Origin of the sequence: Thauera aromatica (assembly GCF_023093595.1) — a bacterium.
GTDB lineage: Bacteria > Pseudomonadota > Gammaproteobacteria > Burkholderiales > Rhodocyclaceae > Thauera > Thauera aromatica_A.
In genome coordinates, this window is the sequence record NZ_JALLIK010000096.1 from 1 (window position 1) to 22276 (window position 22276).

At 68.1% G+C, this 22276-nt stretch carries 25 protein-coding genes, 1 tRNA gene and 1 pseudogene; 12 read left to right on the top strand and 15 right to left on the bottom strand.

The window, feature by feature from the left end; translation table 11 throughout:
• From MXC99_RS07240 to MXC99_RS07260, 5 genes and pseudogenes are all read left to right on the top strand, one after another.
• Positions 1-391 (top strand): annotated as a pseudogene (locus MXC99_RS07240) (hypothetical protein); the annotation flags it as partial.
• Between the two features lie 59 nt (positions 392-450).
• Positions 451-1164, top strand: a complete 714-nt coding sequence (locus tag MXC99_RS07245; protein WP_247724813.1) for a hypothetical protein — start codon at positions 451-453, stop codon at positions 1162-1164.
• A complete protein-coding gene (locus MXC99_RS07250; protein ID WP_247724814.1) occupies positions 1161-1364 on the top strand; it encodes a hypothetical protein in 204 nt (67 codons plus the stop codon). The genes MXC99_RS07245 and MXC99_RS07250 overlap by 4 nt, the downstream gene beginning before the upstream one ends.
• The gene (locus MXC99_RS07255; RefSeq protein WP_247724815.1) at positions 1361-1501 is read left to right on the top strand and encodes a hypothetical protein; all 141 of its coding nucleotides are present in this window, start codon (positions 1361-1363) and stop codon (positions 1499-1501) included. Before MXC99_RS07250 ends, MXC99_RS07255 begins: the two co-directional genes overlap by 4 nt.
• Positions 1498-1992, top strand: coding sequence for a hypothetical protein (locus tag MXC99_RS07260; protein WP_247724816.1), 495 nt, complete (start codon positions 1498-1500; stop codon positions 1990-1992). Before MXC99_RS07255 ends, MXC99_RS07260 begins: the two co-directional genes overlap by 4 nt.
• 857 nt (positions 1993-2849) lie before the next feature.
• Here MXC99_RS07260 and MXC99_RS07265 read toward each other — a convergent pair.
• The 10 genes from MXC99_RS07265 to ybgC form a co-directional block, all read right to left on the bottom strand.
• Positions 2850-2925, bottom strand: a tRNA-Lys gene (locus MXC99_RS07265).
• 92 nt (positions 2926-3017) lie between these two features.
• A complete protein-coding gene (gene queC / locus MXC99_RS07270) occupies positions 3018-3722 on the bottom strand; it encodes a 7-cyano-7-deazaguanine synthase QueC (RefSeq protein WP_247724817.1) in 705 nt (234 codons plus the stop codon).
• Positions 3723-3795: 73 nt separating this feature from the next.
• A complete protein-coding gene (queE, locus tag MXC99_RS07275) occupies positions 3796-4467 on the bottom strand; it encodes a 7-carboxy-7-deazaguanine synthase QueE (protein WP_247724818.1) in 672 nt (223 codons plus the stop codon).
• Between the two features lie 4 nt (positions 4468-4471).
• On the bottom strand, positions 4472-5185 hold the full coding sequence (gene ybgF / locus MXC99_RS07280) for a tol-pal system protein YbgF (RefSeq protein WP_247724819.1): 714 nt from the start codon (positions 5183-5185) through the stop codon (positions 4472-4474).
• Position 5186: 1 nt separating this feature from the next.
• The gene (gene pal / locus MXC99_RS07285) at positions 5187-5699 is read right to left on the bottom strand and encodes a peptidoglycan-associated lipoprotein Pal (protein WP_107221820.1); all 513 of its coding nucleotides are present in this window, start codon (positions 5697-5699) and stop codon (positions 5187-5189) included.
• A gap of 65 nt (positions 5700-5764) precedes the next feature.
• Positions 5765-7042, bottom strand: a complete 1278-nt coding sequence (gene tolB / locus MXC99_RS07290; protein ID WP_247724820.1) for a Tol-Pal system beta propeller repeat protein TolB — start codon at positions 7040-7042, stop codon at positions 5765-5767.
• 40 nt (positions 7043-7082) lie between these two features.
• Positions 7083-7991, bottom strand: coding sequence for an energy transducer TonB (locus MXC99_RS07295; RefSeq protein WP_247724821.1), 909 nt, complete (start codon positions 7989-7991; stop codon positions 7083-7085).
• Entirely contained in the window at positions 7988-8401 is a 414-nt protein-coding gene (locus MXC99_RS07300; RefSeq protein ID WP_247724822.1) for an ExbD/TolR family protein, read from the bottom strand. The genes MXC99_RS07295 and MXC99_RS07300 overlap by 4 nt, the downstream gene beginning before the upstream one ends.
• Before the next feature lie 22 nt (positions 8402-8423).
• Entirely contained in the window at positions 8424-9092 is a 669-nt protein-coding gene (gene tolQ / locus MXC99_RS07305; protein ID WP_075147948.1) for a protein TolQ, read from the bottom strand.
• The gene (gene ybgC / locus MXC99_RS07310) at positions 9089-9547 is read right to left on the bottom strand and encodes a tol-pal system-associated acyl-CoA thioesterase (protein ID WP_247724823.1); all 459 of its coding nucleotides are present in this window, start codon (positions 9545-9547) and stop codon (positions 9089-9091) included. Before ybgC ends, tolQ begins: the two co-directional genes overlap by 4 nt.
• 241 nt (positions 9548-9788) lie before the next feature.
• On the opposite strand from ybgC, the gene hslV reads away from it, so the two are divergent.
• From hslV to MXC99_RS07325, 3 genes are all read left to right on the top strand, one after another.
• Entirely contained in the window at positions 9789-10325 is a 537-nt protein-coding gene (hslV, locus tag MXC99_RS07315) for an ATP-dependent protease subunit HslV (RefSeq protein ID WP_247724824.1), read from the top strand.
• Positions 10326-10335: 10 nt separating this feature from the next.
• Entirely contained in the window at positions 10336-11673 is a 1338-nt protein-coding gene (gene hslU / locus MXC99_RS07320; protein WP_247724825.1) for an ATP-dependent protease ATPase subunit HslU, read from the top strand.
• An 89-nt stretch (positions 11674-11762) separates the two neighbouring features.
• Entirely contained in the window at positions 11763-12638 is an 876-nt protein-coding gene (locus MXC99_RS07325) for an AEC family transporter (protein ID WP_247724826.1), read from the top strand.
• A 24-nt stretch (positions 12639-12662) separates the two neighbouring features.
• On the opposite strand, the gene MXC99_RS07330 is transcribed toward MXC99_RS07325, so the two are convergent.
• Positions 12663-13217, bottom strand: a complete 555-nt coding sequence (locus MXC99_RS07330) for a hypothetical protein (protein WP_247724827.1) — start codon at positions 13215-13217, stop codon at positions 12663-12665.
• 212 nt (positions 13218-13429) lie between these two features.
• Between MXC99_RS07330 and MXC99_RS17055 the strand changes: the two genes are divergently transcribed.
• Together MXC99_RS17055 and MXC99_RS07340 are read left to right on the top strand one after the other, a co-directional pair.
• Positions 13430-13786, top strand: a complete 357-nt coding sequence (locus MXC99_RS17055; RefSeq protein WP_432654237.1) for a pilin — start codon at positions 13430-13432, stop codon at positions 13784-13786.
• A 193-nt stretch (positions 13787-13979) separates the two neighbouring features.
• Positions 13980-14252: a type II toxin-antitoxin system RelE/ParE family toxin gene (locus tag MXC99_RS07340; RefSeq protein WP_247724828.1), complete on the top strand. Its 273-nt coding sequence runs from the start codon at positions 13980-13982 to the stop codon at positions 14250-14252.
• 104 nt (positions 14253-14356) lie between these two features.
• Here MXC99_RS07340 and MXC99_RS07345 read toward each other — a convergent pair whose 3' ends face one another.
• Positions 14357-15394 carry a GGDEF domain-containing protein gene (locus tag MXC99_RS07345; RefSeq protein WP_247724829.1) on the bottom strand — a complete coding sequence of 346 codons (1038 nt, stop codon included), beginning with the start codon at positions 15392-15394 and terminating at the stop codon, positions 14357-14359.
• A gap of 408 nt (positions 15395-15802) precedes the next feature.
• Here MXC99_RS07345 and MXC99_RS07350 point away from each other — a divergent pair, with 408 nt between their 5' ends.
• The gene (locus MXC99_RS07350; RefSeq protein ID WP_247724830.1) at positions 15803-16873 is read left to right on the top strand and encodes a tellurite resistance/C4-dicarboxylate transporter family protein; all 1071 of its coding nucleotides are present in this window, start codon (positions 15803-15805) and stop codon (positions 16871-16873) included.
• A gap of 14 nt (positions 16874-16887) precedes the next feature.
• Here MXC99_RS07350 and MXC99_RS07355 read toward each other — a convergent pair whose 3' ends face one another.
• Both MXC99_RS07355 and MXC99_RS07360 read right to left on the bottom strand, forming a co-directional pair.
• Positions 16888-17649, bottom strand: coding sequence for a slipin family protein (locus tag MXC99_RS07355; protein WP_247724831.1), 762 nt, complete (start codon positions 17647-17649; stop codon positions 16888-16890).
• A complete protein-coding gene (locus tag MXC99_RS07360; protein ID WP_247724832.1) occupies positions 17646-19142 on the bottom strand; it encodes an NfeD family protein in 1497 nt (498 codons plus the stop codon). The genes MXC99_RS07355 and MXC99_RS07360 overlap by 4 nt, the downstream gene beginning before the upstream one ends.
• 378 nt (positions 19143-19520) lie before the next feature.
• Between MXC99_RS07360 and MXC99_RS07365 the strand changes: the two genes are divergently transcribed.
• A complete protein-coding gene (locus MXC99_RS07365; RefSeq protein ID WP_247724833.1) occupies positions 19521-19895 on the top strand; it encodes a DUF6746 family protein in 375 nt (124 codons plus the stop codon).
• A gap of 100 nt (positions 19896-19995) precedes the next feature.
• Here the strand turns inward: MXC99_RS07365 and MXC99_RS07370 are convergent, their stop codons facing one another.
• On the bottom strand, positions 19996-22113 hold the full coding sequence (locus MXC99_RS07370) for a TonB-dependent receptor family protein (RefSeq protein WP_247724834.1): 2118 nt from the start codon (positions 22111-22113) through the stop codon (positions 19996-19998).
• Positions 22114-22276 lie beyond the last annotated feature (163 nt).

A 22276-nucleotide genomic window follows, 5' to 3' on the forward strand; every position in this document is an offset into this window, starting at 1 on the left:
CAAGCTGCTGAACGCCCCCTGCCTGCTGAATCTGGTGCACATCGAGCGCGCCGGCAAGCAGTACGCCAACATCCTGAGCGTGTCACCCGTCCCCAAGGGCATGACCGCGCCCGAGCTGCAGGATGCCCCGGTGCTGTTCGACCTCGCCGCGCCCGACTGGAACGTCTTCGCCGGGCTGTCCTCGCGCATGCAGGAGACCATCAGCGCATCGCCCGAGTACCAGTCCGCCAGCGCGCCCAAGTCCGTGAGCCTGTCCGCGCCCGCCGCGAGCCGGCCCGCCCCGGCCGCCCCGGCCGCTCCGGCACCCGCCACCCCCGCGCCGGCCGCTGCGACCGCCTACGCCCCCGCTGGCGCTGGCTTCGCGGACTTTGACGACGACATCCCCTTCTGACCCCACCCGACAACGTGCCGCCGGCTCCGCGCCGGCTGGCGCACCAGGAGAACATCACCATGCAAATCTTCCTCGACATCGAGACCGCGCCGACCGAGGACGCGGACACCCTCGCCGCCATCCGTGCCGGCATCCGCCCGCCGGCCAGCTACAAGAAGCCCGAAAGCATCGCCGCTTGGCACGCCGCCGAAGGCGAGGCCGCCGCGCTGGAGGCCATCGGCCGCACGGCCCTGGACGGTGGCGCAGGGCAGGTTATCGCCATCGGGCTGGCGCTCGACAACGACCGGCCGCCTGTTGTGCTGCTGCGCAAGGACGGCGAGGGCGAAACCGAACTGCTGCGCCAGTTCTTCGAGACGGTGGAGGACTGGACGGCCGGCGGCGCGGTAGCGGATGCACAGGGCCGCACCCTCTGGCCGGATGCCCCGTTCTTCATCGCCCACAATGCCGCCTTCGACCTGGGCTTCCTGTGGCGGCGCTGCATCGTGCACGGCCTGCGCCCGCCCTTTGCGCTGCCCGGCCCGAGCGCCCGCCCCGGCAAGGACTACGGCTGCAGCATGATGGCGTGGGCAGGCTACCGCGAGCGCATCAGCTTGCAGGCGCTGTGCCGCGCCCTGGCACTACCCGACCCGAAGGCCGAAGGCACCGGGGCGCAGGCGTGGCAGTGGTGGAAGGCTGGCGACCTGGAGCGGGTGGCGACCTACTGCGCCGGAGACGTGCAAGCCGTGCGCGCCATCTGGCACCGCCTCGCGCCGATGATGGGAGCCGCAGCGTGAACGCCCCCCTGACCCGCGAAATCGCCCGCAACCTGGAGCGATGCCCCGAACTGGTCGCCGCCATTGAAATTGTCGGAGGCCCCCGCAAGGGCTACCGCTTCACTGTGGCCGGCATCACCAATCCCGACACCTTCACCACACCGGCCGCCGCCCTGGCTGCCGCCCTCTGGTGCTTCGAACAAGACAGGACCCCGACATGAACACACTGCAAATCGTCCTGACCGGGCAGACCGGCATCGGCTGGAACTTCGCCATCATCCGCGAGGGCTGCGCCCTGCCCGCCGCCATGCTGCAACTTCAGGCCGCATCCAGCGCCAGCAAGGAGGGCAGCCAATGACCGCCGCCCGCCTCTTCCTAGGAATCGACCCCGGCCTGTCTGGCGCGCTGGCCGTGCTGACCGACGCCGGCCGGCTGGTCGACGTGGTGAGCATGCCGACCGAGCCCCATGGCAAGAGCCGGCGCGTGTCCGGCCGTGGCGTGCGCGCCTTCCTCGACGGCATCACCGAGGCGACCGAAGGCGCGGCAATCGCGCTGTGCATGCTGGAGCAGGTGGCGAGCCGGCCCGGACAGGGCGCGCCGTCCATCTTCACCTTCGGCGTGGTGGAGGGCGTGCTGTCCGCGCTGGCCGTGCCGACCGACTATGCAACCCCGCAGACCTGGAAGCGTGCCTATGGCCTGAGCAGCGACAAGGGCGAGAGCATCAGGAAGGCATGCGACCTGATACCGGGGCTGGCCGGCTGGCCGCGACCCAAGGGACCGACGCACGACCAGGCCGAAGCCGTGCTGTTGGCCGAGCTCGCCCGCCGCCGCTGGAGCGGGAAGAGCTGACCTGCGAGGACCTGCCGCCGGCCTGCATCACCCCGCCGGCCGGTGGCGTGGGTCCTTCCCGGCACTTCCTGCCGCGGGTAGTTCGAACCGTGTTCTTGGGCTAGTTGAGAATTATTCCAAAGGGGGTTCTGTTAATGCATGCGCCGGCTGCGCCCCGCGACCTGGGCAGGCAGTGAAGGCCGCCGCAGAAACCTAACCCAATTAACCCCTGACAACTTTCTGGCGCTGGCGGAACGCCGGGGTTCGAACTACCCGCGACTGGAGGGGCCTGGAAGGACCCAGAGGCCGCCGGGGACCCTTTGGCTTCCGACTGCACAAGGGGGCGGAGAGTCTCGAAACTCAAGCAAGTAGCGTGCCAGAAAACTACTGAACTCCTCAAAAACTGAAATTCCCGCCACCGTTCCCCGTCACCATGCGTAAGACCCCGCCGCCCCTTGTGGAGCAAGCAATTCACCTTCGCCGAATGGGCCTGTCATTCCGCGAGATTTCAGCGCGCGTGCCCGGCCTGTCGCGTAGCGCAGCGCACCGTGCCGTCCGCAATGTCCCCATCCTGCTGCGCAAGGGCAGGGGTTGGCCCGACCGGCGCGGCTGGGCCTGGGTAGAGCGCGCCGATGCGTCCGGTATCGACCCGCTGGCATGGGGTGCAATCCTGAATGCCGTAGCCGGCCCGCCGCGCTGACCAGCAGCACGCAACCAGACCAGACCCGCCCGCGTGCGGGTTCGTCCTTTCTGGCACGCGCCAAGCGAACCCTTCCGCGCGAGTGGCTACATTGCCCGGATTTGGCTACATGGTGGCTACACGAAGCCGGAAAGCAAAAAGGCAACCCCGGAGGGTTGCCCTAAGTGCCTGATTTTCTTGGTAGGCCGTGCTGGGCTCGAACCAGCGACCAACGGATTAAAAGTCCGCTGCTCTACCAACTGAGCTAACGACCCGAAAAACGAGCGCGAATTCTAGTGGATGGGTGACGACGCGTCAACACAACGGAAAGCCGTCAACGGAATGCCGTCGGTAGTGCGTGTGCGCTTCAGGCGGCGTGTGGCTGGTAGGGTGTCGGGTCGTCGATGGCGGCGGCGGCGAAGCCGGCGGCGCGCAGGCGGCAGGCTTCGCAGCGGCCGCAGGCGCGGCCGGCGTCGTCAGCCTGGTAGCAGGTCACGGTGAGGCCGTAATCCACGCCGAGCGCGGTGCCGCGGCGGATGATGTCGGCTTTCGACAGCGCGATCAGCGGCGCATGGATGCGCAGGCGGGCGCCTTCGACGGCCGCCCGGGTGGCGAGGTTGGCCATGGTCTCGAAGGCCGCGATGAACTCGGGGCGGCAGTCGGGGTAGCCGGAATAGTCCACTGCGTTGACGCCGACGAAGATGTCGCTGGCGCCAAGCACTTCCGCCCAGGCCAGCGCGATCGACAGCATCACCGTGTTGCGTGCCGGAACGTAGGTGACCGGAATGGCCGACTCGCCCGCGCCGGTGTCTTCGTCCTCGGGCACGGCGATGGCGGGGTCGGTGAGCGCCGAGCCGCCGAACTGGCCGAGGTTGACCCGCGCCAGGCGGTGCTCGCGGGCACCGAGGGCGTCGGCGACCCGCTTCGAGGCGGTGAGTTCGGCGGCGTGGCGCTGGCCGTAGGCGACCGACAGGGCGTAGGTCTCGAATCCCTGGTCGCGGGCGATCGCAAGGCAGGTGGCGGAATCGAGGCCGCCGGAGAGGAGGACGACGGCGCGGGGAGGCGTGTTCATGAGGCGAGGCTCCAGGAAATCGGAAACGAGCGGCGAAGCCGGCCCCGCGGGCCCGGCGGTGCGGGGCGCGGCTTCAGCGCCCGCGCGCGTCGTCCCACAGGATCTTGTGCAACTGCAGCTGGAAGCGCACCGGCAGGCGGTCGCGCACGATCCAGCCGGCCAGTTCGGCGGGCGCCAGGCTGCCCGCCACCGGCGACAGCAGCACCGGGCAGCGTTCGGCGAGGGTGTGCTCGGCGATCTGCCGCTTCGCCCATTCGTAGTCGGCGGCATCGGCGAGCACGATCTTGAGTTCGTCGTGCGCGTTGAGCAGGGCGAGGTTGGCGTAGCGGTTCTTCGCGGCTTCGCCCGAGCCCGGTGCCTTGAGGTCCATGATGCGCGACACGCGCGCATCGACGCCGCCGATGTCGAGCGCGCCGCTGGTCTCCAGCGACACCGAATGGCCGGCGTCGCACAGCGCGGTGAGCAGCGCCGGGCAGCCCTTCTGCGCGAGCGGCTCGCCGCCGGTCACGCAGACGTGGCGCAGGCCATGGCGGGCGACTTCGGCGAGGATGTCGTCGACGCTGCGGGGGCTGCCGCCGCTGAAGGCGTAGGCGGTATCGCACCAGGTGCAGCGCAGCGGGCAGCCGGTGAGGCGGACGAAGACGGTGGGCAGCCCGACCCGGGTCGATTCGCCCTGGACCGAGGCGAAGATTTCGGTGATGCGCAGGCGGACGGCGGCGCCCGTCCCGGTCTCGATCGACGGCATGCGGTCAGCGGGCGCTCAGGCGCTGGCGCGCGACCTGGGCGGCGTTGCTCTGCGGGTAGCGCTCGACCAGGCCCTGCAGCGTGCGGCGCGCGGCGGCGGCATCGCCCATGGCCTGCTGGCTGTTGGCCAGCCCGAGCATGGCGTCGGGGGCGACGTTGTCCTGCGGCCAGTTCTGCAGCACGGCATTGAAATGTTTGTTGGCGCTGGCAGTGTCGCGTCCCTGGAGGGCGGCGTTGCCGGCCCAGAAGTGGGCCCCGGCGCTGAAGCTGCCGTTCGGGTAGCGGGTGAGGAAGGTGTCGAAGGCGGTGAGCGCGTCCTGGTGCTTGCCTTCCTTGAGCAGATTGAGGGCGGCCTCGTAGTCGGCGGATTCCGCCGCCGGGTCGCCGCCCGCCCCCGTGCGGGGGGCGCCGGTTTCGAGCTGGCGCAGGCGCGCGTCCAGATCGACGTAGAAGTCCTTCTGCCGCTGCTTGAGCGTTTCCACCTCGTTCGTCAGCAACTCGATCTGGCCGCGCAGGCGCGCCACCTCGGCGCGCAGCTGCTCGTTCTGCATTGCGAGTTCGAGCTGGCCGCGGCCGGTGGTTTCGAGCTGGCCCTGGACGTCCTGGCGCAGCTGGTGGATCTGGTTGCGGGCTTCCGTGTCGCCCCCGAACAGCTGGGCGTGCGCCGGGCCGACGGAAGCGACGGTGAGAAATGCCGCCAGCGGCAGAAGGCGCTTCATTTTAGAACTCGCCGGAGTAGAGCATTTCGCCGCGGCGGTTCTGGGCATAGCAGGCCTCGGTGCGGTCGTCGCAACGCGGCTTCTCTTCACCCAGGCTGACCGACTCGATCTGCGCTTCGCGCGCGCCCAGCAGCATCAGCGCCTGCTTGACGACGTCGGCGCGCTTCTGGCCCAGGGCGAGGTTGTACTCGCGGCTGCCGCGCTCGTCGGTGTTGCCCTGGACGAGCATCTTCATCTGCGGGTTCTGCACCAGGAAGCGGGCGTGGGCTTCGATCAGCGGACGGGCTTCGGGCTTGATGACGAAGCTGTCGAAGTCGAAGAACACGTTGCGCTTGGACAGGATGTTGTTGGGATCGGTCAGCGCGGCGATGCCGCTGCCCGCAGCGCCCGGGGCGGTCACGGTGGCGACGCCGGCACCGCGGTCCTCGACCGACGCTCCGGTGGTTTCGGGACCGGTGCTCGAGCAGGCGGCGAGAGCCAGGGCGAGCAGGGCGGGGAGGGCGAGTTTCTTCATGAGAGTGCTCCAGTACTTGTGTTGTGAAGACAGCAGAGGGGTGCGGCGTTTGCGCCGCGTTGTCGTTACCGGATCTGCGGACCCCAGGCGGGTTCGCGGACGTCGGCGGCCTGCACCGTCAGTCGCTGGCGGATGCGCCCGTCGGTCGACACCGCCGACAGCACACCTCGGCCACCGCTGTCGGTGGCGTAGAGGATCATGCGGCCGTTGGGGGCGAAGCTGGGCGATTCGTCGCGTGCCGAATCGGTGAGGATCGTGGTCTGCCGGCTGGCGAGGTCGAGCGCGGCCACCTGGAAGCGGCCGGCGTTGCGGGTGATGAAGGCAAGCAGCTTGCCGTCGCCCGACAGACGCGGCGAAACATTGTAGTTGCCGTCGAAGCTCACCCGTTCGGCGTTGCCGCCGCTGGCGGGAATGCGGTAGATCTGCGGACTGCCGCCGCGATCGGAAGTGAAGTAGATGTGGCCGTCGGCACCCCAGAACGGCTCGGTGTCGATGCCCGAGGACTGGGCCAGGCGGCGCACACCGGAGCCGTCGGCGCCGAGCGCGTAGAGCTGTGACTGGCCGTCCTTGGTCAGCACCACGGCGAGCTGGCTGCCGTCGGGCGACCACGCCGGGGCGGAGTTCGAGCCCTTGAAGTTGGCCACTACGCGGCGCTGGCCGGTGGCCAGCGCATGGACGTAGATGATCGGTTTCTTCTGCTCGAAGGAGACGTAGGCCAGGCGCTGGCCGTCGGGCGACCAGGCCGGCGAGATGATCGGCTCGCGCGAGCGCAGCGCGGTGGCGGAATTCATGCCGTCGGCGTCGGCGACCTGGAGTTCGAAGTTCGGCCCGGTCTTGACCACGTAGGCGATGCGGGTGGCGAAGTAGCCGGGCAGGCCGGTGAGCTTCTCGTAGACGAAGTCGGCGATGCGGTGGCCGATGAGGCGGTTCTGCGCCGGGCTCATCGGCAGCGCCATCGCCCCCAGCTCGAGTTGCTTCTGGGTGTCGAAGAGGCGGAAGCGCGCTTCGTAGCGGCCATCGGTGAGCGGCGCGAGGGTGCCGGTCAGCACCGCGTCGGCGCCGCGCTCGCGCAGCCCGGCGAGATCGGGGCGCACCGCCTCGGGCAGCGGCAGCGGGCCGAGATCGACGAGGCTGAACAGGCCGCTGCGCTCGAGGTCGGCGCGCACCACGTCGGTCACGCTCTGCGGCAGGCGACCTTCGTTTTCGAAGATCGGGATCGCCACCGGGAAGCGCGCGGCGCCGGCGCCGGTGATCTCGATCGAGAGCTGGGCGTGGGCGGCGAAGGCGAGGCCGGCGAGCAAGGCGGTGATGAGCAGGCGGAAGGCGGAAAGGGGATTGATCATGACAGTTCGGCTCCAGCCGCGGATTATAGACATGGCGGGCTCAATCGTCCGCCAGCGGGCGGAATTTCAGCTCCAGCGTGCGCTGGAACAGGCTGCGGTTTTCGGGCAGCGGCAAGGGGCTCGAGCGCCGGATTGCGCGCTCGATCGCATCGTCCAGCGCCGGCACCCCCGACGAACGCTTCAGGCGCACGTTGAGCACTTCGCCGCTGGGCAGCTGGTCGACCTCGAACACCGCTTCGGGGTTGCCGGCGAGGCCGGGCGGGCGCAGCAAATTGCCGCGCACCTTGCCGGCGATCGCTGCGCGGTAGCGGTCCACGTCGCCTGCGCTTCCCGCTGCGGCGGCGCGCGCGCCTTCCTGGCGCAGTAGGTTGTCGAGGCGGGCTTCCTCGGCGCGGCGGGTCTCCTGGGCCAGGCGCTGCGCCATGTAGTCGTCCTGGACCGGCTGCGGCGCCGGCTTCGGTTCGGGCTTCGGCTGCGGCTTGGGTTCGGGCTTGGGTTTCGGCGCCGGCTTGGGCTCGGGCTTCGGCTTGGGTTCGGGCTTCGGTTTCGGTTCAGGCTTCGGCGCGGGTTTGGGGGGCTCGGGCTTTTTCTCCGGCGCCTTGGTCACGATCTCGGGCTTGGGGGCCGACGCAGGCCTGGGCGGCTCCGGCTTGGGTTCGGGCTTCGGCTCCGGCTTGGGTTCCGGTTTCGGCTCTGGCTTCGGTTCGGGTTTCGGTTCCGGCTGGGGGGCTGGTTTCGGTTCGGGCGCTGCGGCCGGCGCGGCAGTGGGCGCCGGTGCGCCCGACAGCGAGACTTCCAGCGTCGCGGGCGGCGCGCTTTGCCAGCGCACGCCGAAGAACAGGAACAGCGCGAGGCCGAGGTGGACCGCCAGGGTCAGGCCGAGCGAGGCCCATTTGCCGGGCTTTTCGCGCCCGGTCGCAGGGCGGGGGAGTACGTCACGGACGCTCATCGACCGCCGCCGCCGGACTTCGTCTGCAGGCTGATCTTGTGCACGCCGGCGAGGCGCGCGGCTTCGAGCACGTCGATCACCTTCTGGTAGTCGAGCTTGCTGTCGGCGGCGACGAGGAAGCTCTGCTCCGGATTCTTTTGCAGCGCCTCGCCGAGCGCGCGCTGGAATTCGAGGTTGCTCACCGGGCGTGCGCTGGCGCTGGTGCTGGGGCGCAGGGCCAGCGTCCCGTCGGCCTTCACTTCGATGACGATCGCTTCGGCCGGGGTGGCCGAGACCTGCCCGGCCGAAGGCACGTCGATGTTGCCGGTCTGGACCATCGGTGCGGTGACCATGAAGATCACCAGCAGCACCAGCATCACGTCGATGTAGGGCACGACGTTGATCTGGTTCATCAGGCGGCGCTGTCGCATGGGGCTGTGCTCTCCCGTCCGCTCAGCGCAGGTTGCGCTGCAGGATGTTGGAGAACTCTTCCATGAAGCTCTCGAAGCGGATGCCGAGGCGGTCGATGTCGTGGGCGAAGCGGTTGTACGCCACCACCGCCGGAATCGCCGCGAACAGGCCGATCGCGGTGGCGACCAGGGCCTCGGCGATGCCGGGGGCGACCTGGGCGAGGGTGGCGGAGCCGACGCTGGAGAGACCGCGGAAGGAGTTCATGATCCCCCACACGGTGCCGAGCAGGCCGATGTAGGGCGACACCGAGCCGACCGAGGCGAGAAAGGCGAGGTGGGCCTCGAGATCGTCGATCTCGCGCTGGTAGGTGGCGCGCATCGCGCGGCGCGCGCCGTCGAGGGTGGCGCCGTGGTCGTGGCCCTTGGTGCGCAGCTTGGTGAATTCGCGGTAGCCGGCCTCGAAGATGCGTTCCATGCCCTCGGCCTGGTGGCGGCCGGCGGATTCGGCCAGGGTGTTGAGGTCGCCGCCGCTCCAGAAGTCGCGCTCGAAGCCGTCGGTGTCGCTGCGCGCCTGGCGGATCTGGAACGACTTGCGGAAGATCCAGTACCACGACACCAGGGACAGGCCGGCGAGCAGCGCCATGACGAGCTGGACGAGGACGCTCGCCTGGCTGATCAGGCTGAGGATGGAAAGATCGTGGGTGACGGTCATGCTGGGCTTTGGAGAAGGGCGTGGAGGGACGGGGGAATCGCCGCCGGGCGCTGGCGGCGCAGATCGACACAGGCGACGAGAACCCGCGCGCTGAACAAAAGTTCGTCGCCGCGGTGTACCTGCTGGTCGAACTGCAGGCTGGCACGGCGCAGGGTGGCGATGCGGCTGACGACCTCGAGGGCGTCATCGAGCTGGGCCGAGGCCAGGTAGTCGGCATGCAACGAGCGCACCACGAAGGCGATGCCCTCGGCGGCGAGCAGCGCCTGCTGGCCGACGCCGAGCGCGCGCAGCCATTCGGTGCGCGCGCGTTCGCAGAACTTCAGGTAGTTGGCGTAGTACACGACGCCGCCGGCATCGGTGTCCTCGTAATAGACGCGGACCGGCAGGACGAAGTGCGGCGCGGGGGCGGACGGGGTGCTGGCGTCGGCCGCGGCGCGAGGGGTTCTCGGGTGCATCGCGGCATTCTAGCCGAGCGCGCGCGGCCGGTGCATGACCTGTTGCAAATCTTGATATTTCTATTTGCGCAAAGCTTAATGCTTGTTGTGAAAGCATTTTTACCGAAATATGGTTTCCCGTGCGCCGCCAGCCCGGGCGGCGGGCCGTGCGCGCCGGCCTGTTCCTCCCGGTGCCGTATCGCGCATACTTGCAGGTTTACGTAGTCACACGGCGCCGGCACTCGGCCGGCGAGGAATCGTCATGGAACAATATCGCGGCACCACCATCCTGTCGGTCCGGCGCGGCAAGCGCGTCGCCCTTGGCGGGGACGGCCAGGTCACCCTGGGCAACATCGTCATCAAGGCGTCGGCACGCAAGGTGCGTACCCTGTACAACGGCCAGATCCTGGCCGGCTTTGCCGGGGGCACGGCCGATGCCTTCACCCTGTTTGAGCGCTTCGAGGCCAAGCTCGACAAGCACCAGGGCAACCTGCTGCGCAGTGCAGTGGAACTGGCCAAGGACTGGCGCACCGACCGCATGCTGCGCCGCCTCGAAGCGATGCTCGCGGTCGCCGACCGCGAGCACTCGCTGGTAATCACCGGCAACGGCGACGTGCTCGAGCCCGAGCAAGGCATTGTCGCCATCGGCAGCGGCGGCGCCTACGCCCAGGCCGCGGCGCGCGCGCTGGTCGAGAACACCGAACTCGATCCCCAGGAGATCGTGTCCAAGGCACTCGGCATCGCCGCCGACCTGTGCATCTACACCAACCACCACCACACCATCGAAGTGCTGGACTGAGGGCACCCCCATGACCCAGATGACCCCGCCGGAGATCGTCTCCGAACTCGACAAGCACATCGTCGGCCAGGATAAGGCCAAGAAGGCGGTCGCCATCGCGCTGCGCAACCGCTGGCGGCGTGCCCAGGTGGACGAGCCGCTGCGAAGCGAGATCACGCCCAAGAACATCCTCATGATCGGCCCCACCGGCGTCGGCAAGACCGAGATCGCGCGCCGCCTCGCGCGCCTCGCCAACGCCCCGTTCATCAAGATCGAGGCGACCAAGTTCACCGAAGTCGGCTACGTCGGGCGCGACGTCGATACCATCATCCGCGACCTGATGGAAATCGCGGTCAAGGACGGCCGCGAGCGGGCGATGAAGGCGGTGCGCGACCGCGCGCTGGATGCCGCCGAAGACCGCGTCCTCGACGCCCTGCTGCCGCCGGCGCGCGCGGTCGGCTTCGATGCCGCGGCCGAACCGGCACCCGATTCCGCGACCCGGCAGAAATTCCGCAAGAAGCTGCGTGAAGGCGAACTCGACGACAAGGACATCGAAATCGAGCTCGCTGCGCCCTCGATGCAGGCCGAGATCTTCGCCCCGCCGGGCATGGAGGAGCTCACCCAGCAGATCCAGGGCATGTTCCAGAACATGGGCGGGGGCAAGAAGAAGCAGCGCAAGCTCAAGATCCGCGAGGCCTTGAAGCTGCTCGCCGACGAAGAGGCCGCGCGCATGATCAACGACGAGGAAGTCAAGCTCGAGGCGCTGCGCGCGGTCGAGCAGAACGGCATCGTGTTCCTCGACGAAGTCGACAAGATCGCCGCGCGCAGCGACGCCCACGGCGCCGACGTCTCCCGCCAGGGCGTGCAGCGCGACCTGCTGCCGCTGGTCGAAGGGACGACGATCTCGACCAAGTACGGCATGATCAAGACCGATCACATCCTGTTCATCGCCAGCGGCGCCTTCCACCTGGCCAAGCCCTCCGACCTGATCCCCGAACTGCAGGGCCGCTTCCCGATCCGGGTCGAACTCGGCTCGCTGGCGGTGGAAGACTTCGAGCGCATCCTCACCAGCACCGACGCCTGCCTCACCCGCCAGTACCAGGCCTTGCTCGCCACCGACGGCGTGACCCTGGAGTTCACCGCCGACGGCATCCGCCGGCTGGCCGAGATCGCCTTCCAGGTCAACGAGAAGACCGAGAATATCGGCGCCCGCCGCCTGTACACGGTGATGGAAAAGCTCCTTGAAGAGGTCTCGTTCGAGGCCGGCAAGAGCGCCGCCCTGGGCAAGGTCGTGATTGACGCCGGTTACGTCGACGGCCGCCTCGATCTGCTCGCCCAGCGCGAGGACCTGGCGCGCTACGTACTCTAAGCCGCGCGCGTTTCCGATTGCCGGGTCGGCCTGCGGGGCCGGCCCGGTTCCGATTCCGCCCCGGAGCGGCCCCTGCCGAGCGCGACCCCATGCTGCTGCGAATCGTCTCCATCCTGTTTCCGCTGTTCGCGATCACCGCGCTCGGCTACTTCGTCGGCCGGCGCATGAAGCCCGACCTGGCGCACGCCAACCAGCTCAACATGGACGTCTTTGTCCCCGCGCTGATTTTCGCTGCGCTCGCCGGCAAGACCTTCGAGCTGGGCGCCTACCTGCCGCTGATCGCTGCCACCGCGCTGGTGGTGGCGGGCTCGGGGGTGGTGGCGTGGGGGCTCGCGCGCGCCACCGGGATCGCGCCCAAGACCCTGGTGCCGCCGATCATGTTCAACAACTGCGGCAACCTCGGCCTGCCGCTCGCGGTGCTCGCCTTCGGCGACGCCGCGCTGGCGCCGATGGTGGTGATCTTCATGGTCTCCAACCTGGCGCATTTTTCCTTCGGCGCCTGGCTGCTCGATCACCGTGCGCGCCTGCACACGGTGTGGCGGGTGCCTTCGGTGTTCGCCACCTTTCTCGGGGTGGCGGTCAGCCTCAGCGGCTTCGAAGTGTGGCCGCCGCTCCTGATGGCGATCCGCATGCTGGGTGAGATCTCGATTCCGCTGATGCTGCTCGGCCTCGGCGTGCGCCTGGCCGACTCGCGCATCGGCGAAGTCGGCATCGGCGTGCTCGGCGCGCTCGCCCGCCCGCTGATCGGGATGGCGCTGGCCTGGGCGGTGCTGCAGCTCATTGAGCTGCCCGCGCGCGAGCAGGCGATGCTGCTGGTGTTCGGTGCGCTGCCGCCGGCGGTGCTGAACTTCATGTTCGCCGAGCGTTACCGCCAGGAGCCGGCCAAGGTCGCCTCGATGGTGCTGCTCGGCAACCTCGCCGCGATCGCCTTCCTGCCCCTGGCGCTGGCCCTGGTGCTGGACTGAGCGCGCGCTACCGCGCCGCCGGCTTCAGGCCGGAGCGGCGGTGTCGCGCAGCGCCTGCAGCACCACCGCGCGCTCGATCGCATCGAGCGCCGCGGCCAGCTCCGCCGACGTCTGCGCCGGCCGTGCCGGGTCCTGCAGGTGGCGCATCAGCTGCGGGGCGATGACGTGGCCGCGGCGCGCCGCCTGGCGCAGCCATTCCATGCCCGCGGCCTCGTCGGCAACGATTCCGGTGCCGGCCAGGCTGCACCGCCCGAGCCAGTACAGCGCCTCGGCGTCGAGCTGGCGCGCGGCCTTCTCCAGCCATGCCAGCGCCGTCGTCACCCAGCCGTGTTCCAGCAGCAGCAGCGCCAGTTCGCACTGCGCCGGCGCCGCGCCGCGGTCGGCGTCGAGGATCATGCCGCGCGCTTCTGCTTCCAGGCGCAGCGGCGACAGCGCCAGCACTTCGTCGAGCCGCACCCGGGTGGCTTCGCCCGCCGCGCCGTCCACCGCGCGCAGCGCGCCGCCGGCGAGCCGCCGCCACAGCGTGCGCTTGCTCAGGCCGGTGAGGGCGGCGGCGGTGTCGAGGCGGATGGCGTCCATGGCAGGCGGGAGGGAACGGGGAAGGGACACAGTGTAGCGCGGCGCTGGCGCACCTGCGCGCGGGGTCTGGCACGGGCGGATGTGCCAGCCGCGCTGAAAACCATCTCCGGCGGGTATGGCACGGGCCTTGCTCCGTACAAGCCGAGGCGCGGGCCGCAGCGCGGCCGGCGGCGGCAGTTTCACCGGGTACAACCCCTTCAAGGAGAAGGCAGATGAAGAAGATGCAACAGGGCTTCACCCTGATCGAACTGATGATCGTGGTGGCGATCATCGGGATTCTGGCGGCCGTGGCGCTGCCACAATATGCTGCATACACGAAAAAATCCGCTGAGAATGCCTGCCTGGGAGAGGCGAAGGCATATGCAAATGCACTGGTTGCAGCGGTTTCTAATAATGACGATAGCTTAATCCCGACTCCGGGTAACAAGGCATGCTCAGATATAGCGGCTCCCGAGAATGCAGCAGCAGCAGCAGATTTCACTGCCACTCCCCGGAGCCCTGGAACTAGAACTACATCTTGTACGATTGCTGACGGAAATTGCGAACTTGATGAAGAAGCGGCAGAGTAAGTTGATGCGCGGCGGAAATAGGGGACAGACCCCGATTTCTCCGGCTTGACCCCCCACCCCAAAGCCCGCCGAGGTTCCGCCCCGGCGGGCTTTTTTCGTGCTTCAGCCGGCGACGCGCAGCACTTCCCAGCGCGGCGAGCCGGAGACGACGAAGGGGTCGAGGTCCTGGCTCCACTGCTTGTGGGCGTCGAGGGTGGCGAGTCTGTCCCATGCGGCGTTCAACTCGGGCGAGGTCGCGGATCAGGATCTCGGTTCAATACGAAGTGGACTCGGCGGTCGAGGCGGTGGCCCAGGATCCCGACATCGGGGAGAAGAAAAAAGCGATCTCTCTGCGCTGTGGGTTTACACGTTCCGCTGTCTGGGTCTGCGCTACCTGCTGGGTTACACCCGCGATGACAGCGTACGCCTCGTTTACCTGGAAGCCGCCGGCCCCCACGAAAAGTTCTACCGCGACCTCAAACGCTAAGCTCGCGCGACCTGCCCCGGCCTCCCTGATTTTCCGCCGGACGGAAGCGCCGCGCCGCCTCGAGCGGACCGACGCCCCACCGGGCGGACGCAGCGGGCGGGGCGTCATTTGAGGTCGAACAGCGCGTCGATGTCGAAGTCCGTTCCGGCCGGCGCTTCTTCCTTCCTGGTGATGAGGCCATCGCCGAGCAACTGTTCGTAGCACGAAACCTGGTTGCGGCCGTTGTCCTTGGCGAAATAGAGCGCTTCGTCGGCGCGGCCGACGACGTCGGTCGGCACGTCCGTTTCCGACACCGCGGTGAAGCCGATGGAGCAGGTCACCTTGCCGACCTGGGGAAAGGGGTGGTTTTCGACCGAGATCCGGAAGCGCTCGAACGTGGCCAGCGCCTGCGCTTCGTCCGGTGTGTTGAGCAGAACGACGAACTCTTCGCCCCCGAAGCGGAACAGGCGGTCCCCGCTGCGAAAGGTGTTGCGCATCAGTTCCCCCATGCGCAACAGAACCTCGTCGCCGAAGAGATGGCCGAACGAATCGTTGATCCGCTTGAAATGATCGATGTCGATCACGGCAAGCCAGGCCGGGTTGTCGTTTTCCGCGGCATGCCGGCGCTCGTCCATGACCTCGTCCTCGTCGGGGGAGGGCGGCGCCAGCAGCCGGTCGAAGGTCTCGTCGAACGTCTTGCGGTTGAGCAGGCGGGTCAGCGAGTCGAGTTCGCTGTAGTCGAGCAGCCTGATCTGGTTGTCGTAGATGCGAGCCAGGAGCGTGATCTCGCCCGACACCTCGTCCGCCGCTTTCGACTGCGGGTCGTGGTCGATGCCGTAGGCCAGGATCAGCGGCTCGCCGCCCAGCTCCGATGCCTGCAGCATCATGGCGCCACACAGCCGGCCGTGCACGACGCGGGTGATGTGCCTGCCGTCGCTGCGCACCTGGTCGAGGAGCGGGGGCCAGAGGGCGAGGGCCGAATTCATGATGGTCGGGCCGGAAAACAGCCTGAGCGTGGCCTCACCCTGCGGCGCGCAGGCGAAGATGCCGACGTCGGCCTTGCCGCCGAGGAGCAGGGATACGGCGCGCAGCAGCGTGTAATGCAGTTTTGCCCGGTTCCTGCCGGCGGAGATGGCCTCAACGTTGCGAAGCAGCGACAGCACCTTTGCCCCCTGTCTCCATGGATTTCTTGTTCTTCGGAAATGGCGGAAATGAAAGAGGCGTTCCCGGTTTCCCGAACAGCGGCTTGTGCACCGATCATATCTCACTCGCGGCTTCGAGCCTTGTTGCGCCAGCGGCATCCTTGCACCTGGCACGGATCGGGAAACATGTTGTGCTGGCCATCCGCGCGGTCGTGACCCGCTGTGCCAGGAACTCGGGCCGGGAGGCGTATACCGCTGCGTGCTATTCTTTTTCCCCTGATCCCGGCGTGGATAAGGAGAAGACATGTCCCGAGCACACGCAAGCCCGGCGCGACCGCGGTCTTGCTTGCCGCCAGCGCTGTTTTCGGCTTCGGGTTGTCCGGGGTCTGCGCCCCGCCATCGCCGTGCCGGGCGGGGACGGCGTCGGTGGTGAAGGCGGGGAGCCGCCTCCTGGGCGATCTCGCGGCCATGTCGCCGGCGTATTTCGGCGTGGTCATGGCGACCGGGATCCTGTCCCTGACGGCCGACGCGCTCGCCATGCCGCGACTGGCGCGGGCGCTGTTTGTAGTGAATTGTGCGATGTACGTCGTCACCGGACTGTTGTACGTGCTGCGCATGATCCGCTTTCCGCAGCGCTTTTTCGGCGACATGGTCGATCATCTGCGCGGCCCGGGCTTCTTCACCGCGGTTGCAGCGAGCAGCATCCTCGGCAGCCAGTTCCTGATCCTCGCCGGCAGCGAGCGCGCGGCGCTCGGGCTGTGGTTTGTCGCGATCGTGCTGTGGGTGGGGCTGACGTACACGATCTTCACCGCGTTCACCGTCAAGGAGCAGAAGCCGGCATTGGACCAGGGGATCAGCGGCGGCTGGCTGCTCGCGGTGGTCGCGACCCAGTCGATCGCGGTGCTCGGCGCGCTGCTCGCCAACCATCTCGCCCAGCCCTATCGGCTCGAACTGAACTTCCTCGCCCTGTCGATGTGGTTGTGGGGCGGGATGCTCTATATCTGGATGATGTCGCTGATCTTCTACCGCTACACGTTTTTCCGCTTCTCGCCCGGCGACCTGACGCCGCCGTACTGGATCAACATGGGCGCGATGGCGATCTCGACGCTGGCCGGATCGCTGCTGATCGTGAATGCGCCCGACGCCCCCTACCTGAGTTCGCTGCTGCCCTTCCTCAAAGGCTTCACCGTGTTCTACTGGGCGACCGGCACGTGGTGGATCCCGATGCTGGTCATCCTCGCCCTGTGGCGCCACGTGTATAAGCGCTTCCCGCTGAAATACGACCCGCTGTACTGGGGCGCGGTGTTTCCGCTCGGGATGTACGCCGCGAGCACGCACTGGATGGCCGCTGCGATGGAGTTCGATTTTCTCCACGGGCTGCCGCCGATCTTTCTGTACGCCGCGCTGATCGCCTGGACCGCCGCCTTCGTCGGCCTCGCGCGCGACCTGTGGCGGCGCCTGGGAGCGGCATGGGCATCGCGCGGCGGCACCGGACGGTAGCGGAATCGGGCCCCCTATCGGGTGGCGCGCTTGCCCAGTTCGCCGAGCAGATCGACCGGCACCGGGAACACCAGGGTCGAGCTCTTGTCGCCGGCGACCTGGGTGAGGGTCTGGAGGTAGCGCAGCTGCATCGCCGCCGGTTCGCGGGCGAGCATTTCGGCGGCTTCGAGCAGGGCCTGGGCGGCCTGCTTCTCGCCTTCGGCGTGGATCACCTTGGCGCGGCGCTCGCGCTCGGCTTCGGCCTGGCGGGCGATGGCGCGGACCATGGTCTCGTTGAGGTCGATGTGCTTGATCTCGACGTTGGCGACCTTGATCCCCCAGGCGTCGGTCTGGGCGTCGAGGATCTGCTGCACGTCGAGGTTGAGCTTTTCGCGCTCGGACAGCATCTCGTCCAGCTCGTGCTTGCCGAGCACCGCGCGCAGCGTGGTCTGGGCGAGCTGGCTGGTGGCGACGAGGAAGTTTTCCACCTGGATGATCGCCTTTTGCGGGTCGACGACGCGGAAGAACACGATCGCATTGACCTTGACCGAGACGTTGTCGCGCGAGATCACGTCCTGCGCGGGCACGTCCATGGTCACCACGCGCAGGTCCACCTTGACGATCTGCTGGATGCCGGGGATCACGATCACCAGGCCGGGCCCTTTCACTTTCCAGAAGCGTCCGAGCAGGAAGATGACGCCGCGCTCGTATTCGCGCAGGATCTTGAGCGAGGCCGCGACGAGAAAGATCAGCAGCAGGATCAGCGGGGCGAGGCCGAATTGAAGGTCGAAGATCATGGTGTGCTCCCGGGCGTTGAAGCCGGTGCGGTGCCGGCGGGCGAGACTTCGAGGACGAGGCCGTCGATGCGCTCGATGCGCACCGTATCGCCGCTGGCGAGCGCCACGGCGGCGTGTGCGCGCCAGTTCTCGCCGTGGACCGCGACCCACCAGCAGCCGGCGTCGGCGGGGCCGAGGACGGTGGCGGGGGCGCCGAGCATCTGCTCGCGCCCGCTCACCGCCGGGCGCTTGAAGCTGCGCGCGGCGAGGCTGCCGATGGCGAGCAGGATCGCCGCACTGGCGAGGGCGAGGCCGATGACGAGGGCGGGGGGAATGCCGAAGCCGGGCACTTCGCTGTCGACCAGGAACAGGCCGCCGACGACGAAGGCGATGATGCCGCCGACACCGAGCACGCCGAAGCTGGGGAGGAAGGCTTCGGCCAGCATCAGCGCGGCGCCGATCGCCAGCAGCAGCACCCCGGCCCAGTTAACCGGCAGCAGCTGGAAGGCGTAGAGCGCGATCAGCAGCGAGATCGCGCCGGCCACGCCGGGCACGCCGAAGCCGGGCGAGGTGAATTCGAAGAACAGGCCGTAGATGCCGATCATCATCAGGATCAGCGCCACCTGGGGGTTGGCGAGCACGGCGAGGACGCGGTTGCGCCAGTCGGGCGCGATGCGTTCGATGGCGAGTCCGGCGGTGGCGAGCGTGCGCTCGCCGTCGGCCACGCTCACCGTGCGGCCGTCGAGCTTCTTCAGCAGCGCGGCGACGTCGACGGCGATGACATCGATCACGCCGCGGGCGAGCGCTTCTTCGGCCGACAGGCTGGCGGCTTCGCGCACCGCGCGCTCGGCGAAGTCGACGTCGCGCCCGCGCAGCTGGGCGAGGCTGCGGAGGTAGGCGGCGGCGTCGGACACCGACTTCGCGCTCATCGCGTCGGCCGGGGCGGCCGCATCGCGGGTAGGCCGGCGCGCGCCCGTGCCCGTTGCCTCGTCCGGTCCGGCGGGTGGGGCGCGCCCGGCGTCGCCGGGGGCCTCGGGAGCGGCCTCGTCCGCCTCTTCGCGCGGTGCGGTCTTGCCCGGCTGGGCGCCGCCGATGCCGATCGCCACCGGGGTGGCGGCGCCGAGGTTGGTCGCCGGGGCCATCGCCGCGATGTGGCTGGCGTAGAGGAGGTAGGTGCCGGCACTGGCGGCGCGGGCGCCTTCGGGGGCGACGAACACCGCCACCGGCTGCGGTGCGGCGAGGATGTCCCGGATGATCGCGCGCATCGAGGTGTCGAGCCCGCCCGGGGTGTCGAGCTCGATCACCACCAGCGGCGCCCCGGCCGCGGCGGCGCGGGCGAGCCCCTTGTGCAGGTAGTCGGCGGTCGCCGGCCCGATCGCGCCGTCCACCCGCAGCACCGGCACCGCGCCGCCGTCCGCAGTGGCGAGGGGGCCGGAAAACGGCGGCAGCAGCACGGCATACAGCAGCAGGACGGCGGCGAGCAGCCTGCGCGAGGCGAAAGGACGGAGCGGCATCGCGGTTCTCCGCAGCGTGCCGCAGGGGGGCGGCACCCGATGCTGGGAGTGTAGGACGGCGGGTGGTGTTCCGCGAGGCGCCGGCGCCTCGCCTATTCGAGGGCGGAGGCGGGCTTGGCCAGCGCGCAGGGCGAACTTCTGGATCTTACCGGTCGAGGTCTTGGGCAGGATGCAGAGCTCGATGTGCCGGGGCGCCTTGTAGTGGCTCCGGTGAGCCGGTGGTGAGTGGCTGGGCTTCGCCTTGACAATGAATGAGAAAGAAACAAAACTGAGAATTGTTTTCGATATTAGGGCTCGCAATCCTGAGTCGCGCCGCGGATCCGCGCCGCAGTACCCGCGGTGCGCGTGCCCTCCTTCCCATCCCGAAAAGGAACACAGATGAAAAAACGGATCGCCGCCGGCATTGTCGCCGCGCTCGGCATCGTGTTCACGCCGCTGGTTTCGGCAGCCGAAGACGGCGGCCACTTCAAGGGCAAGCCGGCGGAAACCCTGACGCAGGCCGCGGCCAATTTTTCCGAGTACAACCACAAGCTGCAGGCCATTCTCGATGGCGAAGTCAGCGATTCCGACCTGGCCGAGGTGCACATCCTCACCTATACGCTGGAAAACGCGCTGAAGAAGATCAACGCGGACATGGACGCCCTCGCCGACACGCTCGAAGCGGTGCATAAGGCGTCCGAGAAGCTCGACCGCGCGGCGGTGATCGAGCACGGGCGCGAGTACCTGTCGGTGTCCCGCCAGATCGTCAAGTAAGCCGAAGCGGCAACGGGGCGCCCCCGGCGGGCGCATCGGGCATGAAAAAAGCGCCTTTCGGCGCTTTTTTCATGTGCGTCCCGTTGCGTGCCAAGGAGGGTCAGAAGCTGTACTTGGCCCCGATCTCGTAGCTGCGCTCGGGGCCGACGTAGATGCCCTGGCGCAGGCTGGCGATGTAGTGCTTGTCGGCGAGGTTCTTCACTGCGCCGAACACGCTCAGCTGCTTGTTGATGGCGTAGCTCGCGGTCAGGTCGGCGGTGGTGTAGGCGTCCATCTTGCCGGTGAAGAAGCCGGAAGTGTTTTCCTTGAGCGCCCGCGAGTTGGCGGCGTCGGTGTATTGCTCATCGACGTAGTTGATGCTCAAGGCCGTCTTCAGCGGCCCGGACTTGTAGCCCAGGATCAGGTTCGCGACCCATTCCGGGGTGTAGGTGACCCGGTTGCCGTCGGGGATGTCGAGGGTGCCGTCCGCCTTGTAGCGGTTGCCGACGAACTCGGCGTCGGGGATGTAGGTGGCGTTGGCGTCGATGCTGAAGCCGCTGCCGAGCTCGTAGCCGATCGCCGCTTCCAGGCCCTGGTGCAGGGTTTCGCCGCCGTTGGTGGTCTGGAACAGTGAATTGCTGTTGGCGGGAATGATCTGGTTGTCGAAGTCCATGCGGAAGGCGGTGACTTCGTAGCGCAGCCGCGCGTTGCTGCCGCGCACGCCGATCTCGACGTTGACCGAGCGCTCGGCGTCGAGCTGCTGGTCCGACAGTCCGTTCAGCGCATCGCCGTTGAGCGCCGGCGAGAACGCTTTGTAGACGCCGCCGTAGATCTGCGCCATCGGTGCGAGCTGGAAGGTGGCGCCGATCCCGGGCATGACTTCGGTATTGGACGTGTCGGCCTTGTTGCCCTCGGCCGTGGTCTTGCGCCGGTCCTTGCGGGTCTGTTCGTAGTTCTCGATCCGCACCCCCGGGGTGACCGCGAGGCGGTCGCTGATGATGAAGCGGTTCTGTGCGAACAGGGCGTAGCTCTTGGCGGCATCGACCACGTCCTTGGCGAGGGTGCCGGTGCGCGGCGTGGCGCGCGTGGCCTGGATGGTCTGGTCGACCATCTCCTCGTCCATGAAGCGGATTCCGAGTTCGGTCTCGTTGCGCATGCCGAAGCTGTTGTGGGCGATGTTGAGCCGGCTATCGATGCCGAAGCGGTCGAAAGAGCGGTTGTTGCCATTGACGCTGTCGCTGTAGTTCCACTGCGTCAGGCCATTCACGATCTTGGTCGGCGCATCCTTGACCGTGCCGAAGCGCCAGTAGTCGCGGTACATCTCGCTCCAGTACACGAGGGTGCTCAGCGTGGTGTCGGCGTCGATGGTCCATTCGTGGTTGATGTCGAACGAGCGGCGCTCGGTCAGGAACCAGTCGTCGGGTGCCGGGTTGAAGCCGGCTTCGGCGCGGTAGGCGTCGAGGAAGATACCGCGGTAGGAAATGTTGGCGTCGTTCTCGTAGTTGGTGAACTTGACCCCGATCCACTGCTTGTCGCCGAGCGCCATGCCGCCCTTGACCATCAGATCCTGCATCTCAAAATCCTTGTCCTGGAAGCCGTCGCTGCGCGCGCCGGTGAACACCAAGCCGCCGACGGCTTCGCCGGAGGGCGACCGGCCACCCGCTTCGAGCGTCGCTTCGCGGTAGCCGTGCGAGCCGATGCGCCCGGACACCGACACCCCCGGCTCGGGCGTCTTGGTCTTGTAGTTGATCACGCCGCCGATGGTGCTCGGGCCATAGCGCAGCGAGGCCGCGCCCTTGAGCACTTCGATGCTCTCCATGCGCTGGATGCGCGGGTTGTAGTAGCGGCCATTGCCGACGAACAGGCCCGGTGCGACCGGCACGCCGTCTTCGAGGATCAGCGTCTTGTAGTCGGCGGCGCTCAGTCCGCGCATGCCGATGTTGCCGACGATGGCGCTCTCTTCCTCGGGCTTGATGACGATGCCGGGGACGCTTTTCAGCGCGGCTTCGGTGGACAGGGGCTGGGACTGTTCGAGGTTTTCCGCGGTGACGATGCTGACCGCCCCGGGAATCTTCTTGACCGCATCGGCGTCGCTGCCGACGACGTCGATGCGGGGCAGCTGGACCTCGGCCGCAGCGGCCATGCCGGACAGCTGGAAGGTGGCGGCGACGGCGAGGGCGAGGCGCGTCAGGCGCAGTGGGGAATGGAGCGTGCGGGCTCGTGAAGTCGTGCAATTCATCAATCGGTCCTTGCGGCATGAATCTGGCTGGCTTGCCGCAAGGACGCGACTGGCTGGCTGGTGGGGAGGAAGTGGGCGCTCGGCGCCCGGTTGTGAGAACGGCTTTCTCGGGGCGATTATACAGCGGTGTTACAAATGACAACGATTAGCATTAACGATGTTG

Coding starts and splice junctions, on each gene's coding strand:
- MXC99_RS07245 (WP_247724813.1), top strand. CDS start 451: ATGCAAATCTTCCTCGACATCGAGACCGCGCCGACCGAGGACGCGGAC.
- MXC99_RS07255 (WP_247724815.1), top strand. CDS start 1,361: ATGAACACACTGCAAATCGTCCTGACCGGGCAGACCGGCATCGGCTGG.
- MXC99_RS07260 (WP_247724816.1), top strand. CDS start 1,498: ATGACCGCCGCCCGCCTCTTCCTAGGAATCGACCCCGGCCTGTCTGGC.
- queC (WP_247724817.1), bottom strand. CDS start 3,722: ATGAACACGCCTCCCCGCGCCGTCGTCCTCCTCTCCGGCGGCCTCGAT.
- queE (WP_247724818.1), bottom strand. CDS start 4,467: ATGCCGTCGATCGAGACCGGGACGGGCGCCGCCGTCCGCCTGCGCATC.
- ybgF (WP_247724819.1), bottom strand. CDS start 5,185: ATGAAGCGCCTTCTGCCGCTGGCGGCATTTCTCACCGTCGCTTCCGTC.
- pal (WP_107221820.1), bottom strand. CDS start 5,699: ATGAAGAAACTCGCCCTCCCCGCCCTGCTCGCCCTGGCTCTCGCCGCC.
- tolB (WP_247724820.1), bottom strand. CDS start 7,042: ATGATCAATCCCCTTTCCGCCTTCCGCCTGCTCATCACCGCCTTGCTC.
- MXC99_RS07295 (WP_247724821.1), bottom strand. CDS start 7,991: ATGAGCGTCCGTGACGTACTCCCCCGCCCTGCGACCGGGCGCGAAAAG.
- MXC99_RS07300 (WP_247724822.1), bottom strand. CDS start 8,401: ATGCGACAGCGCCGCCTGATGAACCAGATCAACGTCGTGCCCTACATC.
- tolQ (WP_075147948.1), bottom strand. CDS start 9,092: ATGACCGTCACCCACGATCTTTCCATCCTCAGCCTGATCAGCCAGGCG.
- ybgC (WP_247724823.1), bottom strand. CDS start 9,547: ATGCACCCGAGAACCCCTCGCGCCGCGGCCGACGCCAGCACCCCGTCC.
- hslV (WP_247724824.1), top strand. CDS start 9,789: ATGGAACAATATCGCGGCACCACCATCCTGTCGGTCCGGCGCGGCAAG.
- hslU (WP_247724825.1), top strand. CDS start 10,336: ATGACCCAGATGACCCCGCCGGAGATCGTCTCCGAACTCGACAAGCAC.
- MXC99_RS07325 (WP_247724826.1), top strand. CDS start 11,763: ATGCTGCTGCGAATCGTCTCCATCCTGTTTCCGCTGTTCGCGATCACC.
- MXC99_RS07330 (WP_247724827.1), bottom strand. CDS start 13,217: ATGGACGCCATCCGCCTCGACACCGCCGCCGCCCTCACCGGCCTGAGC.
- MXC99_RS17055 (WP_432654237.1), top strand. CDS start 13,430: ATGAAGAAGATGCAACAGGGCTTCACCCTGATCGAACTGATGATCGTG.
- MXC99_RS07355 (WP_247724831.1), bottom strand. CDS start 17,649: ATGATCTTCGACCTTCAATTCGGCCTCGCCCCGCTGATCCTGCTGCTG.
- MXC99_RS07360 (WP_247724832.1), bottom strand. CDS start 19,142: ATGCCGCTCCGTCCTTTCGCCTCGCGCAGGCTGCTCGCCGCCGTCCTG.
- MXC99_RS07365 (WP_247724833.1), top strand. CDS start 19,521: ATGAAAAAACGGATCGCCGCCGGCATTGTCGCCGCGCTCGGCATCGTG.
- MXC99_RS07370 (WP_247724834.1), bottom strand. CDS start 22,113: ATGAATTGCACGACTTCACGAGCCCGCACGCTCCATTCCCCACTGCGC.